This is a genomic window from Phycisphaerales bacterium (assembly GCA_040221175.1).
In the GTDB taxonomy this organism is placed as follows: domain Bacteria; phylum Planctomycetota; class Phycisphaerae; order Phycisphaerales; family UBA1924; genus JAHCJI01.
Genome location: JAVJVK010000001.1, coordinates 14,465 through 28,679 on the forward strand (window position 1 = coordinate 14,465; position 14,215 = coordinate 28,679).

Below are 14,215 nucleotides of genomic sequence, written 5' to 3' on the forward strand. Positions count from 1 at the left end.
CCGGCCTCAGCAGCCGGCGGCGAACTCGTTCTGGAACGCGAGGAAGTCAAACAGCGTCAGGTTGCCGTCGTTATCGAAGTCGGCGGTCGGGTCGCCCAGGCTGAAGAGGTTCTGGAACTGGAGGAAGTCGAAGATCGTCAGCGAGCCGTCGCCGTCGAGGTCGGCCCTGCATGCGCTTGTGAAGGCGAACAGGTACGCCGCGCCGGCATCGGTGGCGCGCGAGTCATCGCCGCTGGCGCCGACGATAAGGCGATCACCATCGAGGGCAACCGCCCCGCCATAGAGGGCGTCGCTCACCGGCATGTCGGGCGCGGCCTCGCCGATCAGCGCCCCGGATTGGGCATCGAAGGCGAGCACCCTGCCCGCGTCGTTGAAGGTCGTATCGACGCCGACGACCACGATCTCGCCATTGATGGCCACTGCGCCGCCGAAGCGATCAAACTCCTGGCCGGCTGGATCCACCAGTTCGGCAATCTGGACCGGGTTCGCGGAATCGCTGATGTCATACAGGAATGCAGCGCCGGCGCTGACGATGTCGCCCACGTTCCGAGTTGGCGATCCGACGACCGCAAGGTCGCCTGCGATGGCAAGAGCGGCGCCAAACAGGCCACCGCTGCCAGTGCCCGGAGGGGTCATCTTCACGAGTTCGATCGGTGCCGCGGGATCGGTGATGTCGAAGAGGTATGCGGCCCCGGCGACCCCTTTTCGGGGAGCGCCGACGAGCACCAGATTCCCGTCGATGGCGACGGCGGTACCGATCTCATCGGAGAATCGGCCATCGGCCGGATCCAGTTGGGACAGTTCCTGCGGATCCGTCGGGTCGGTCAGGTCGATCAAGAACGCCGCACCCGAGTTGGTTTGTACGCCATCGGCGCGGATCGCGCCGACAACGGCAACCTCGCCGTCGATGGCGACAGCGCCGCCGAAGTCATCGGTCGCGTCCAGGCCACCGACACGATACAAATCCTGTAGCGTGCCGTCCCGCGCGTCGTAGATGAAGATCAGCCCATCGGAGCCGCCGAGGTCACCGTTCGGAGCGCCGACGATCGCCACCGTCGGTCCGAGCGCGACCGACGCTCCGTAATCCTCGAACAGGCCGAAGCCTGCATCGGCGAGTCTGGCCACGAGCGTTCGCGTCGCGACGTCGAACAGGTACGCCGCGCCCTGCCTGTCGCCCGATCCCGGCGTGCCATCGGCGCCCGGGGCGCTGATGAGCAATCGATCGTCCAGGAGCGCGACAGCGGATCCGAATTCGTCGGATTCTTCGAGGTCTCCCGGCCGCAGTGCAGCGACTTCTTCGAACTGCGCCAGTACCGGCGCCGACAGGCACAAAGCCACGATCACCCCGATGACACAGCAACGGCTTCCGGTACATCCTCGCATGGCTGACCTCCCCGAGCTTCCCACGAACGGTCGCGTGGGCCCTGCACATAGTTCTACAGTAGAACATCCGCGCGAGGGCCCATCGCCTTTGATGCGACCGATAATTTCAGCATTAGCAGCCAGCGTTGAACGCGCTCTGGAACGCGAGGAAGTCGAAGAGCGTCAGTTCACCGTCGCCGTCGAAATCCGCGGCCAGATCGCCTGCGTCGAATAAGTTCTGGAAGGCCAGCAAGTCGAACACGGTCAGCCCGCCGTCGCCATCGAGGTCGGCCGCACATGCCACGATCTCGCCCACCACGCGTACCGACCGAACGGGCTCATCGGGGTCGTTGCTCTCGATGCGGACCGTCGCTTCGAAACGGCCAATGGAGGATGTGTCGATCGAGATCGCGTGGCCGTTGCCCGCGCCGCCGGCATCCTCGGTGAATTCGCCCGCCGGCACGCCAATAGGGCCATCGCCCACGAGTGTGTAACGCAGCGGCTGGAGTCCACCGGGCGGCGCGGCGATCGTGTCGTTGCGCTGCCAGCGATCAACGTCGCCGGCGTGCGAGACGGTCAGCGAAACTTGAAGTTCCGTGCCGATGGCGACCCGCCCGAAGTTCAATCGCGGTGCGCTGGTTACGCTTGCGGGCAGCAGGAGATCGCAGTACACGGGAAGATGGCCGCTCTCGCCGCCGCACGAGTCGAACAGGGCGCTGGCGATGGCCTCGCCGACCATGCGGTTGCCCCGCCGTCGGATGATCTGGTTGAAGCTGGTGCCGTCGTTGCCCCAGGTGCGGTAGCTGTGGTTCGGGTCGTCAAAGGTCCTCGTGCTGAAGGGTGTGGTCCAATCGCCCAGATAGTCCAGCCCCTGGCCGTCGATCAGGTCGTCGCAGACCAGGATCTGGTCCATCCGGTCGTCCATCTGCGTGAACGGGTCCTGGGTGTGCACGAACACGAACGCCGGGTTGTTCACCCACTCTCCCGGCGTGGCGATGGGATCGAACACGCGGCCATGATTGTTCGCGCGGTCCTCTGTGATCTCGATGTACACCGGCTCGGTCGACCGCTTGACGTTCAGATCCCCGCCGATGAGGAAGTGCGTGCCCTCGGGCAACGATTGGGCATCCTCGCGAAACTCGATGCCCTCGTCAAGGCGCCGCTGCTCGTCCAGTGCGGTGCTGCCCGCCTGCATGTGCGTGTTATACACCACCAGGTGCGTCGTGGCGTCGGAGTAGCCCTCGAGTTCGAGCGTGTACCGGGCAAGGTGCCGCGGGTGTCCGGGCGACGCCTTGGCCGCCGAGGCGATGATGCCCGTGGCGCTGCGGATCTTGCTCGTTCGGTAGTAGAGGGCCGTGTCGGTGATGCGCGGCCCATCGAAGAACGCCGCCCGCGCCCAGTCCTGCCCACCGCGAGGGTCGCTGTTGAGCACGTCCAGGAAATGCCGCGTCGCCGCTGCCGCGTTGATTTCCTGGATCAGCAACACGTCGGGCCGGAAGCTGCGGCCGTCGAATTCGTCGAAAAGGGCCGTACGGAAAACGCCGTCCAACTCGGGCTCGCCGTCGTAGTGGGTGATATTCCAGATGCCAACGCGCAGCTGGGCGTGGGCCAGGGAAGACGCAGCGAAGAGTGCACACAGTGCAATTGGCTTGTGCATCGGCCAGCGTATCGGCAATGGCGGCTGCTCGCGAGGTCTTTGCAGACTCTTAAAAGTCCCGGCGTTTGAAGATGAAGGCCGCGATCCCGAGCACGATTGCCTCGAAGAGCAGGCTCGTGCCGAGAATCCACCAGAGCGGTCGGTTGCCCAACTCATCGGCGGTGGCCTGCTGGCCCTCTTCCCGTGCGCGCAGCTCTTCATCTTCCGGGACGTCGCCGCCGATCTCCCGCAAAGCTTCCCGGTCGACCGTCCAGCGTTCGAGCAGGTTGATGGTCTCCTGCGTTTTGGGCAGCAGCGTCTTGGCGGCGTAGATGCCCTGGCGCCAGCGGCTGGCGAGCTTCTCGCCCGACCGCAACTCTTCGAGCTCGAGCTTGTTCGATGCGAGCCGGATGTCCTTGCCTTCGAGTTCGTCGGCGGTCGGCGGCGGGTCGAGCGCTGCGAGGGGCTCAAGCCCCTGGTCGGTCCGCTCGGCGTTGCGCTCTTCGAGCAACACCTGCGTTGCGTTTCGCTCCATTCGCTCGACGCGGGCGACCTGGACGCGTTCCTGGGCTCTGATGTTCTCGTGGATGCTCACGGCGATGGCGTCGCCCATGTTCACGATGAAGATCACCATCCAGATCAGCACCGTCAACAGCAATGCCGCAATCGTTGATCGCGTGATCATGCCCAGCAACACGCATATCGCGAAGAGGTAGCTGAACATCAGCACCACGATCGGTACGGCCAGGAAGACTTCGAACGCCCATGCCCCGCCGCGGATGCCGATGACCAGGAACGCCAGGAGGCTGAACACGCCGACTTGCAGCGTCATGAACAGCAGTCCGCCGGCAAACTTGGTCAGGAGCAGGCGGATGCGTCCGATCGGGCGGCTGAGAACCGCCTCGATGGTGCCGCTCTGGATGAGGTCTGGAATCATCCCTGCCGTCGAGACTAACCCGAGGATGATGGCGATCCAACTCAGCCAATACGGGACGGCCAGGCTCGAGAACATCGTAAGATACAGCAGGCCCGGCGGCAGCGTCTCGCTGGTCAGCGGCACGCCGAAGGCGTCGGCGGGAATCTGGAACCACAGGAACGTGAGTCCCTTCTCGTTGATGCCCACCATGGCGAACGCGGCCACGACCAGCACGCTCAGGATCATGGTGATCCAGAACAGCTTCTTGGCGCACAACTCGCGGTACGCATCGACGAGCAGTGCCATCGTCTGGGTCATCATGATCGGCTCCCCCCCCTGGCCTGCTGGGCCGCGCCCGGGCTGTCGTCGTCGGCGACGGCCTGCATGAACAAGTCCTCCAGCGAGGGCCGATGCGTGCGTACTTCCTTGATGATGCCGCCCTTGGTCCGGATGGCGTCGAGCACGGGCTGGATGGCGGCCGCGTCGGTCGTACCAATCCACAGTCGATTCGCGTTCGCCTCAACGGACTCGCCCGACGGAAGCGTGCCCTTCTCGTTGAGGACGCTGCGCACGAGCGACATGGGTTCAGTCTTGTCAACCTCGATCTCGTAGCGCAGCATGCCCTCGGTCAGGCTGTCGATCGATCCCATCGAGACGACCTCGCCCTTGTGCATGATCGCCACGGTGTCGCACACCATTTCGAGTTCGCCCAGCAGGTGGCTGTTGATGAAGACCGTGCGGCCCTCGTCGCGCATCTGCTGAAGCACCAGCCTGATGTCGCGCCGGCCCACCGGGTCAACGCCGTCGGTCGGCTCATCGAGGATCACCAGGTCCGGATCGGCCACCAGGGCCTGGGCGATGCCGATCCGCTGACGCATGCCCTTGGAATAGCCGCCGACCTTCTTGTTGTGCCAGTCGCTCATGCGGACCAGTTCAAGCAGTTCGTTGGCCCGTCGCTTGCGGTCGGCGCGCGGCATCCTGGTCATGGCGCCGAAGAACTCGATGACCTGTCGCCCGGTCAGGTGCTTGGGCATGTTGTGGTGCTCGGGGAGGTAGCCCACGCGAGCGAGCACGTCCTTTCGGCCAATGGGCTTGCCCAGCAGCGTTCCCTCTCCACCGCTCCGCTTGACGGCGGTGATGAGGATCTTGACCAGCGTGCTCTTGCCGGCGCCGTTGGGCCCCAACAGGCCGAAGATCGAGCCCTTGGGCACGTCCATCGAGACGCCGCGCAGGGCATGCACCTTCCTGCCCAGGCCCCCATAGCGCTTCTGGATGTCGCGGACCGAGACGACGGCTTCGCTCATGGGCAACTCCCCCCGGGCGTCGTTGTTGGGTGTTCGCCGCCCGGGTTTGCAGCGGCATTGGGGCATCGGCGTGCAACCACGTGGAACACGTGCCAGTGCTTGGAGTTGCCCCGGGCATCCTGGCCATCGCGCTCGACCTCTTCAAAGTGCTCGAGCTTGTAGCGACCGCGGAACAACTCGCCCACCCGTCGACGCGTCTGGTGGCTCCGATCGGGCAACGTCGCCCAGGTGTCCTTATCGCCGAACAGCTGGCCCGCGAACACCCCGCCGGGCCGGATCGCCGCATGGATGCGGCCCCAGAGTTCGTCGAACTTTTCTGGCCGGCAGAAGGGCAAGCTGAAGCTGGCGTTCAGCAGGTCGCACGCGGGGAGGTCGACAACTTCCATCTCGGCGTGGCGGATCTCCAGCCGCTCGCGTGCCCCGGCTGGCAGGCGCGGGTGATGGTGCGTCAGGTCGACGGCCATTTCGTGACCGTCGATCGCCAGCACCCGCCAGCCTCGGTCCAGCAGTTCGACGGTGTCGCGCCCCTCGCCACAGCCAAGATCGATGGCGAAGCCCGGGGCCTCGAAGAGCTCGAGGGCCTTCAGCAGCGTCTCGCGGGGTTCCTTGCCCGCAACGGCCTTGAAGTAGCCCGGCCAGTCTCGGGTGTGGGCGCAGGCGAAGGCCGACGGCGGACCGTCCATGCGAGAAAGTTCGTCCCACGGATGGCGCACGCGGGGCTCCCCGTCAACCCGGCGAGTGGGAGGCTCGGTCGACATAGGGTTGAGGGTATGTACGGCGACCTCCGCAGTTTCGTTGATGCCCTCCGCGAATCGGGGGAACTTCTGGAGATCAGTCGGCCGATCTCGCCGGTGGAAGAACTCGCGGGCCTGGCCAGCCTTGCCAGCAAGGCGGCCGCCCCCGGCCCGTGCGCCGCCGCCACCCAGCGAAACGATCCGCGCTTCCATGATCGCGGCGGGCCAGCCTTGCTCTTCTCAAGCGTCCAGGGCAGCGACTTTCCGGTCCTGATCAATGCGTTCGGGAGCTATCGCAGGATGGAGATGGCCCTGGGCCACCACGCGAGCGTCCATGGCCTGGAAGACATCGCGACACTGATCGGCGAACTCACTAAACCGCAACCGCCGCGGTCATTGGGCGAGGTCGTTGCGAAGGCCAAGCAGTTCGCGCCGCTGCTCAAGATCCCACCCCGAAGGATGAAAAAAGCTGGCCTGGTGCAGGAAGTCGTGCGCACGGGGAGCGATATCGACCTGACGCGGCTGCCGATCCTGCGATGCTGGCCCTTGGACGGCCAATTCGAGGCCGTGGGCTATCCGGCCGGCATCAACGACGGCATCGCGGACCTTGGCCATCCAGACATTTCCGAAGAGGATTGGAACGCCAAGTATCGCGGACGCTACATCACGCTGGCGGGCATCCACACCATCCACGCCGACGACGTCGACGACAAGCGACCCGCGAGCCACAACATCGGCATGTACCGCGTGCAACTGCTGGGCAAGGACCGCGTGGCCATGCACTGGCACCTGCACCACGACGGGGCGAGCCACTGGCGGAGTTGGAAGAAGCTGGGCAAGCCGATGCCGGTGGCGATCGCGCTTGGTGGGCCGAGCGTGCTGCCCTATGCCGCCACCGCGCCGCTGCCCCCGGGCATCAGCGAGTTGCTCATGGCCGGCTTCCTCAACGGCAAGGGCATCCGCATGTGCCGTGGCAAGACCGTACCGCTGTGGGTGCCAGCAGATGCGGAGTTCGTGATCGAGGGCGAGGTGAGCACCGAGGCGGGCTATCCAGGCTGGGACCCGCGCGAGACCGACGAGCCGCTCGGTCCGGGCGCCGTCTTCGAGGGTCCCTTTGGCGACCACACGGGGTTCTACAGCATGCCCGATCGCTACCCCATCGTGAAGGTCACGGCGCTGACGCACCGCAAGAACGCGATCTATCCGACCACGGTCGTGGGCCTGCCGCCGCAGGAGGACTATTTCCTTGGCAAGGCCACCGAGCGCCTGTTCCTGCCTCTGCTGAAGACCATCGTCCATGACATCGAGGACTACGACCTGCCGCTGTTCGGCGCGTTCCACAACTGCGCCATGATCAAGATCAAGAAGGCTTATGCCATGCAGGGCCGCCGCGTGATGGCCAGCATCTGGGGCGCGGGGCAGATGGCATGGACCAAGTGCCTGTTCATCGTTGATGACGATGCCGACGTGCACGATGCTCAGGCCGTCCTCAGGCTCGCCGCCGAACGCTGCGATCCGATCGCCGACGTCGTGCTCGCCCGGGGGCCGCTGGACATCCTCGACCACGCCGCCCCGGCACTGGGAGCCGGCACGAAGATCGGCTTCGATTGCACGCGGAAGATGCCAGGTGATCGCCTGGAAGCCGACCCGCCGATTCGTACGCTGCCCGATCCGCAACGCATCGTTTCGGGCGTCGAGGGCGCCGCCATGCCCGTGCCCGGCTGGCTGTTCATCGCGACGGCCGCACGAGGCGAGGCGGTCGAAGATCTCTGGCGCCGCGTTTGTGAAGCCATCGGCAGTGCCGTGCCATACGTGGTCTTCCTCGGTGAGGGCGTCAACGTCCACCAGACCGACGAGGCGATGTTCCACTTCCTGGCAAACTGCGACCCTGGCCGCGACGCCCTCCCCGTCAGCGGTGGTGCCCGGGTGCGGGCCTGGGATGCCACGGCAAAGACTACCGGTACGCTCCGGGGCCAGGCCGTTCGCGCGTGGCCGCCGGTCATACGCGAAGGTGTCGACGCGACGCAACGCACGGCAGACTTTTCGAGTTCGTTCGAGGACGTCAAGACCGTTGTTGGCCCGGGCTGATCGTCAAGGCGTCCCGGGCTCGACCACGACCGCGCCCGAGCGCATTCGGGCGACCTCGCGATCGATCAGCCTGACCATCTCGTTGCGAAGTTCGCGGCTGCGCAGGCTATCGTTGGAGCGAAAGCCATTCATCAGGATCGAAAACGCCGCGATCGGCTCGCTGCCGCCCTTGGGCACGATATAGCCCGAGATTGTTCGCACGTGATTCAGGTACCCCGTCTTGGCCAGGACGTCGTGGCGCAGGTCGCGCGTCTCGATGAAGCCACGCCGCAGCGTGCCCTCGCCCGAACGGGCCAGCGAATCCCGGAACAACTGCCGGGCCGATTCGTCGCCGAGGACGTGCATATGGGCCAGCAGGGCCGTCAGCGTGGCCGGCGACACCTGGTTCTGCCGGCTCATGCCGCTGCCATCGGAAACACGCAGCCCATCGAGCGACGAGGGGCCGAGTGCATCGGTCAGCGTGGACCGCATCGCCGCGGCGCCCAGCACCCAACTTCCGGGCTGGTTGGCGACTTCGTGGCCAACGCGCTTGAAGAGTGCTTCGGCGTGCATGTTGTAGCTATCGGTGTTGCAGCGTCGCAACACCTCGGGCATGGGCGTCTTGATGACCAGCACCGTCGTGCCCTGATGTGTTTCGTCCATGCCGGTGCGACGTACGGCCTCGGCAGGCAGGGCGTGCGCCGCGCCGATCTCGACCCCGCGGCTCTCGAGCCGCTCGGCCAGCAACTCGCCAAACACAATGGCAGTGTCACGCAGCGCGGTGGGGGCGCCGACGGAGCGTGAAACCTCGCCCGAAATGCGCCACCGGTTGCCCTGCTCGGAACGGTGGATGGAGATGCTGCTGGGGTGCGGACGGCCCGACGGTGTGCGTGTGGCCGCCGTCTGCGTCGTATTCTCGATCTCGATGCTACTTGCGTCGGGTTCCAGCACGATGCGGGCTGGCTGGTTCAGCGAGGTCGGCCGGGCGAACACGTTGGCGATGTTCAGGTGGAAGTTCAGACCCCCGACCTCGGTGCAGTAGTAGTACTGCAACTGATCGTGCGGCCAGTCTTCGTGCACCGTGTTCCGGTCGAACACCCGGTCATCGATCACGATCTCGCGGATCGTCGTCGGGCCCGCTCGCACGATCGCGTCGGCGATGAAGTCCAGCAGCGTCTCGACGTCCATCGGCTCGGGCAGGTCGGCAAGCAGAGCAGGGTCGCCCAGGCCCGGATCGCCCGAGCCCACGATCACGAGCGTGTCGCCGGCCAGCACAAACCGGGTCTCGAACATGAAGTCATCGCCCAGCGTGATCAAGGCCGTCGCGCTGGTCAGCAGCTTCATGTTCGAGGCGGGAATCAAGGGGTCGAACGCGTCGATATCGGCCACCCGCCGCCCCGTGCGGAGATCCACCACGCTGACGCCCACGTCAAGGCCATCGAGCCCTGCCTGGGCGATGGCCCGCTCCAGGTCTCGCTGGAGATCGGCCAGCGAGGGCAGTGCCGCGATGAGCACGGCCAGCACCGCAATCCTCGATCGGGCCCAGGCGCCCGTGCCGTCCCAAGACCATCCCCGCCGAACAACAGCCGATGCCATCCACGCCTCCGTGCCGCTGATGTGTACCGTTCCTGCCCACCATCGGCACGCGGGCCTGCCCGGTGTGAGCGGTGGGCGTATAAGTCAGCGTAGACCACGCGGGGCCCACCGATAACCCCCATAGGCCGTGGCACAGACTTCCGGAGGCGACATGACCACCAAGCCAGATCCACAAGCCCATGCCGGCGCCGAAGAGCCGCTGACCGGCACCGTGCTCGTGGTCGATGACAACGCCCAGAACGCCGAACTGCTCGAGGCCTACCTGGACGACCTGGGCATCACCGTCCAGGTCGCCCACGACGGCCAGGCCGCCCTGGATGCAGTCGCCACCCAGCCCCCCGATCTCATCCTGATGGACATCATGATGCCGCGCATGAGCGGCTATCAGGCCACCGAGCGGCTCAAGGGCAACCCGACCACGCGCGACATCCCCATCATCATGGTTACGGCCCTGGGGGAGGTCGGCGACGTTGAGCGGGCTGTTGATTGCGGGGCCGACGACTTCCTGACCAAGCCGGTCAACAAGCTCGAACTGCTTACCCGGGTCCGCTCGCTGCTCCGCGTGCGCAAGCTCCAGACCGACCTGAACAAGGCACAGGCCCAGCTCCGCAAGTTCCTTCGCGAAGACTGATCATTCAATGAAAAACCCACGCCTTGCAGCGTGGGGTCAGCGTGTCGGTTGATCTGATACGTCTCAGGCCGCCGCGGGCTTGAACTCGCCCGGGTTGCCCGCGCGAGTGTTCTTGATCGCGGTTTCGACCAGCGAGTCAAACAGCTTGGGGTCTTCGATGGCGATCTGGCTGAGCATCTTGCGGTTCAGCGAGATGCCGGCCATCTTCAGGCCGCTGATGACGACGCTGTACCGCGTGCCGCGCATCTTGCAGGCAGCAGTGATGCGGGTGATCCAGAGCTTGCGCATGTCGCGCTTGCGCAGGCGGCGGTGGGCGTAGGCAAACGCGCCGCCGCGGATGATCGCGTCCTTGGCCAGGTAGCGGTGGTTCTTGCGGGCGCCGTAGTAGCCGCGGGCCTGCTTGAGAAGACGCTTGCGGGAACGGTTACGAGCAGAGCCGATGCGAACGCGGGGCATGGTCAGAATCTCCTGCCTCGGCGAGGGGCGGCTGGGTCATCCAGCCGGCTTATGGCCCGGGCCGAGGGCCTACACGGTTGTCAATTCACGGTCGGGCGTCATGCCCGGGAAGAGGCGGACTCAGCTTTCCTTCGTGGCGGCCTCGCGCTCGGCGCGACGCTGCTCGGGGCTGGGGCTCCGCTTCATGGTGCTCTTGGGCTGGTTGCGGCCGCGCAGGCGGCGGAACAGCAGCTTCTCCAGACGCTTGGCGTCCGGGTTGGCCATGATCGGGTCCTTGCGCAGGTGGCGCAGGCGCTTGGCCGACTTGTGCGAGCTCAAGTGCTTGTGGTTCGCCGAGCGGTGGCGGACCTTGCCCGTCTTGGAGATACGGATTCGCTTGAGCGTGCCCTTGTGAGGCTTGGTCTTCGGCATGGCAATCAACCCTTTCCAGGCTCCGGGCCCAGAGGCCATCGGAGCGGGGATGCTAGGCGCTGAGCCTTGGGATGAAAAGCAAGTGGCCCGCCCTCACGGCACCAGAAACGCATCCTCGGGCCCGTCGGCCGTCTCCCGGCCGCGGAGGGTCGCCCGCCCGTCGCGGGCCAGGTCGCGCTCGATCGTGCCGGGCAGCCAGATGTTGTCCCCGTTCTCCAGCACGGGGCTGGTCAGCCACGCTACCGAGCCGTCGCCGAACAGCACGTGCTGGCCCCGGCCGCCGAAGTTGGTCGAGTTGGCGTCTGCCCGGGCGGCCTCCCCGCGCTTGCTGGGGGGCACGATGGGCGAGCGGTCGGCCAGCACCGCGCTGCGGGGCGTTAGCAGCGAGGCCCCGCCGTCGCGGCCGCCCCGGCCGAACATGTTCAGGTAGCTGTACGACACCTCGTCCAGCGAGCCCCAGTCGGTGGCGTCCTCACCCTTCACGCTCGTGGGGGCCTGCGGGTTGGTCGGGCTGGCCAGCTGGGCGAGTTCCACGAACCGGTCGCGCGCCAGCGTGAACAGGTTGGCCGAGTTCGAGTGGTCTGGGTTTTGGCCCACCTCCCACCAGGGATTGCCCGCCAACGAGGCCGAAGCCTGCGGCAAGGCGCCGTAGCTGCCGGCATACGCGGCCATGCCGTTGCCCACCGAAGCCATGCGAGCCGAACTGACGGTGCGATAGTGGGCGTCCCGCATGGAGCTGAGCATTGGCCAGATGACCGACACGCCCACCACCAGTACCGCCGCGATCGACATCAGATCGGCCAGGCGGATCCGGCCGGCGATCTCGGGCTGAGCTTCGGTTTGACGCGTTGTCGGCGTCTGGGCAACCCGGGTCATCAGGCGATCCACCAGGTCAGGGGACGACTCTGGCACGGGGCCCTGGCTTACCAGCGTTGCCATTGCGTGGAGCCGATCGGCCCGCTCCCGCAATGCCACCGGCACTCGGTCGACGGCGCCGCCGGCCAGCATCCAGGCGTCCAGCGCCTCGGCGTCCATGGGCGCCAGTTCGGACTGCGGCTCGGCCTCGCTCGACACGCCCGACCCGCTGGCGCGCAGGACCCGGAGCATTGTCAGATCGGTCAGCGTCGCATCGGCCGAGATCGCACTCTCGGCGTTGAGCAGGCCCAGCAGCGCCGCAAGTTGATGCTCGCGCGCATCGGCGGGGGGCTCGCCATCCATCCAGCGATCGAGGGCCCGGGCATCGGCGTCGCCCATTCGAGCCTCGCTGGCTGCCGTGGGATTGACTTGTGCGCCGTCCTCGTGCGTCATTGTCCCGCTCCCCCCGTCTGGCCGCCCGTCCGCTTGAGGTCATGGCCCTTCTCGGTCAGGCTGTTCTCGTGCATCACGGCCTTCCAGTGCTTGGCGAACGACGCCACGGCCGCGTGCAGCCGGCTCTTGACCGTCCCCAGGGGGATCTCCAAGTCGTCGGCGATCTGGGCGTAGCTGAGCCGCTGGAAGTAAGCCAAGAGCAGAATCTCCCTGAGCGTTGGCGAGAGCCGCTGCACCGCGTCCTGCACGAGGCGCTCCAGTTCCGCCCGCTCCAGTCCCGCGTCGGGAGGGGGAATCTCGACCTCGAGCAGGTCGATGAAGGTGGCCCCTTCGCCGTCGCTGGCGATCGGCGCGTTCAGTTCGCTTGCCGGCCGCCTGCCCTTCTTACGCAGGTAGTCACGCCCCTTGTTCGCCGCGATCGTGAATAACCACGGTTTGAACCTCCGAGAAGTGTCGAAACTGGCCGCCGACGTGTGCACCTGGAGGAAGGTGTCCTGGAACACGTCCTCGGCGGCGTGGGCCGAGCCGGTCAGGCGGTAGAGGAACCGGACCAGGTCGTTCCGATAACGATCGACCAACTCCCGGAACGCCTCCAGATCACCCGCTCGATACTGCTCGAATAGCCGCTCGTCGGGTTCTGGCACGTGTGGCTCCGGCGATAGACAGGGCTGCCCGGCGGCGCGCGGGCATTGGCGGGTGTCTACGGACTTCGGCCACCCGGCGTTCGCGATTCGATCAGCCCGGGACGCCCCGGAGAGGCTATCGGGCCTCGCCGGCCTCCACCACCACCTCGCCAACGGTGCGGACGAGCTTCAAAGGCCCGTCGGGCGGGAACAGCTCCCGCCCCTCGGCACGCAGAGGCACGGCTGGGCCGTTCTCGTAGGCGGCGAATGCTTCGGCCGACTCGAACAGATAGCGGCAGTCGACCACGATGGGCTCGCCGGGCGTCTTGGGGTCGATCCGTACGATCTGGGCGCTGTGGCCGCCCGAACTGACGACATCGGCAGCGTGGCCTGCGGTGCCCTTGGCCGGGTCTGGTGAGAGCCAGTCGATGAATCGCTGGGCCTCGGCCGGGTCGGTGGTGGTGGCGGTGACGGTGAAGGCGAGCATGGTGCTGAGGCTAGCCATCGGCCGATGCAGTCGGAATTGCAATGGGAAGCGCGCCTTGGGCGTTCACTCCGGGCGGGGACCAAGCCGGCATGCCCAGCCACGACCGAGAACCTCTCGATGCATCTGCCGACAGCGAGGCCCAGACTCGTGCGCTCGTGCTGCGCGCTGCGGTGGGCGACGAGGATGCCTGGCGCGAGTTGGTCAACGCCTACGCCCGCCGGGTCTACGGCTTGCTCCGCAGCAGGGGCTGCGACCAGGCGCGGGCTGAGGAGATCACCCAGAGCGTGTTCGTGACGGTGGCACGGGTGCTCGGGCAAGGTGGGTATCAGGAGCAGGGCCGATTCGACGCGTGGCTGTTCCGCATCGCCATGAACCGCCTGCGCGACGACGCCCGGGCCCGCAAACGCCGGGCGACGCACGAGTTGGGCGATGCGGCCGCGGGCCTGGAGGCTCACCAGCCGGCCGAACATGACGACACCGATGGACTGCATGCCGCCCTGGCCGGGCTGCCCGAGGCCGACCGGCAGGTCATCGAGCTGCGCCACCGTGCCGACATGAGCTTCAAGCAGATCGCCGAGATGCTCGGTCAGCCCCTTGGCACGGTGCTGGCGCGGCACCATCGGGCCCTGCGGAAGCTCCGGGCCGTGCTGGAAGCGACCAAGACCACGGAATCGACGGCGTAGG

14 protein-coding genes are annotated in these 14,215 nt (G+C 66.5%); 3 read left to right on the plus strand and 11 right to left on the minus strand.

Annotated elements, in window-relative coordinates:
- Positions 1–6: 6 nt before the first annotated feature.
- From RIE32_00065 to RIE32_00085, 5 genes are all read right to left on the minus strand, one after another.
- On the minus strand, positions 7–1,383 hold the full coding sequence (locus tag RIE32_00065; GenBank protein MEQ9094636.1) for a GC-type dockerin domain-anchored protein: 1,377 nt from the start codon (positions 1,381–1,383) through the stop codon (positions 7–9).
- Between the two features lie 112 nt (positions 1,384–1,495).
- Positions 1,496–3,019, minus strand: coding sequence for a GC-type dockerin domain-anchored protein (locus RIE32_00070; GenBank protein ID MEQ9094637.1), 1,524 nt, complete (start codon positions 3,017–3,019; stop codon positions 1,496–1,498).
- A 49-nt stretch (positions 3,020–3,068) separates the two neighbouring features.
- Positions 3,069–4,235: an ABC transporter permease gene (locus tag RIE32_00075; protein MEQ9094638.1), complete on the minus strand. Its 1,167-nt coding sequence runs from the start codon at positions 4,233–4,235 to the stop codon at positions 3,069–3,071.
- On the minus strand, positions 4,232–5,218 hold the full coding sequence (locus tag RIE32_00080; GenBank protein ID MEQ9094639.1) for an ABC transporter ATP-binding protein: 987 nt from the start codon (positions 5,216–5,218) through the stop codon (positions 4,232–4,234). Before RIE32_00080 ends, RIE32_00075 begins: the two co-directional genes overlap by 4 nt.
- Positions 5,215–5,931: a class I SAM-dependent methyltransferase gene (locus tag RIE32_00085; protein ID MEQ9094640.1), complete on the minus strand. Its 717-nt coding sequence runs from the start codon at positions 5,929–5,931 to the stop codon at positions 5,215–5,217. Before RIE32_00085 ends, RIE32_00080 begins: the two co-directional genes overlap by 4 nt.
- Before the next feature lie 57 nt (positions 5,932–5,988).
- Here RIE32_00085 and RIE32_00090 point away from each other — a divergent pair, with 57 nt between their 5' ends.
- Positions 5,989–8,040: a UbiD family decarboxylase gene (locus RIE32_00090; protein ID MEQ9094641.1), complete on the plus strand. Its 2,052-nt coding sequence runs from the start codon at positions 5,989–5,991 to the stop codon at positions 8,038–8,040.
- Positions 8,041–8,043: 3 nt separating this feature from the next.
- Here the strand turns inward: RIE32_00090 and dacB are convergent, their stop codons facing one another.
- On the minus strand, positions 8,044–9,615 hold the full coding sequence (dacB, locus tag RIE32_00095) for a D-alanyl-D-alanine carboxypeptidase/D-alanyl-D-alanine-endopeptidase (GenBank protein MEQ9094642.1): 1,572 nt from the start codon (positions 9,613–9,615) through the stop codon (positions 8,044–8,046).
- A 151-nt stretch (positions 9,616–9,766) separates the two neighbouring features.
- Here dacB and RIE32_00100 point away from each other — a divergent pair, with 151 nt between their 5' ends.
- Positions 9,767–10,246 (plus strand): response regulator, encoded by a 480-nt coding sequence (locus RIE32_00100; GenBank protein MEQ9094643.1) that lies wholly within the window; start codon positions 9,767–9,769, stop codon positions 10,244–10,246.
- A 63-nt stretch (positions 10,247–10,309) separates the two neighbouring features.
- Here RIE32_00100 and rplT read toward each other — a convergent pair whose 3' ends face one another.
- The 5 genes from rplT to RIE32_00125 all read right to left on the minus strand — a co-directional run bounded on the left by rplT (position 10,310) and on the right by RIE32_00125 (position 13,531).
- Positions 10,310–10,702, minus strand: coding sequence for a 50S ribosomal protein L20 (rplT, locus tag RIE32_00105; GenBank protein ID MEQ9094644.1), 393 nt, complete (start codon positions 10,700–10,702; stop codon positions 10,310–10,312).
- Positions 10,703–10,822: 120 nt separating this feature from the next.
- Positions 10,823–11,113, minus strand: a complete 291-nt coding sequence (rpmI, locus tag RIE32_00110) for a 50S ribosomal protein L35 (GenBank protein ID MEQ9094645.1) — start codon at positions 11,111–11,113, stop codon at positions 10,823–10,825.
- 93 nt (positions 11,114–11,206) lie between these two features.
- Positions 11,207–12,421 carry a hypothetical protein gene (locus RIE32_00115; GenBank protein ID MEQ9094646.1) on the minus strand — a complete coding sequence of 405 codons (1,215 nt, stop codon included), beginning with the start codon at positions 12,419–12,421 and terminating at the stop codon, positions 11,207–11,209.
- Positions 12,418–13,065, minus strand: a complete 648-nt coding sequence (locus RIE32_00120) for a sigma-70 family RNA polymerase sigma factor (protein MEQ9094647.1) — start codon at positions 13,063–13,065, stop codon at positions 12,418–12,420. The genes RIE32_00115 and RIE32_00120 overlap by 4 nt, the downstream gene beginning before the upstream one ends.
- Before the next feature lie 115 nt (positions 13,066–13,180).
- Positions 13,181–13,531 (minus strand): hypothetical protein, encoded by a 351-nt coding sequence (locus RIE32_00125; GenBank protein ID MEQ9094648.1) that lies wholly within the window; start codon positions 13,529–13,531, stop codon positions 13,181–13,183.
- Between the two features lie 89 nt (positions 13,532–13,620).
- Here RIE32_00125 and RIE32_00130 point away from each other — a divergent pair, with 89 nt between their 5' ends.
- Positions 13,621–14,214, plus strand: coding sequence for a sigma-70 family RNA polymerase sigma factor (locus RIE32_00130; protein ID MEQ9094649.1), 594 nt, complete (start codon positions 13,621–13,623; stop codon positions 14,212–14,214).
- Position 14,215: the final 1 nt, after the last annotated feature.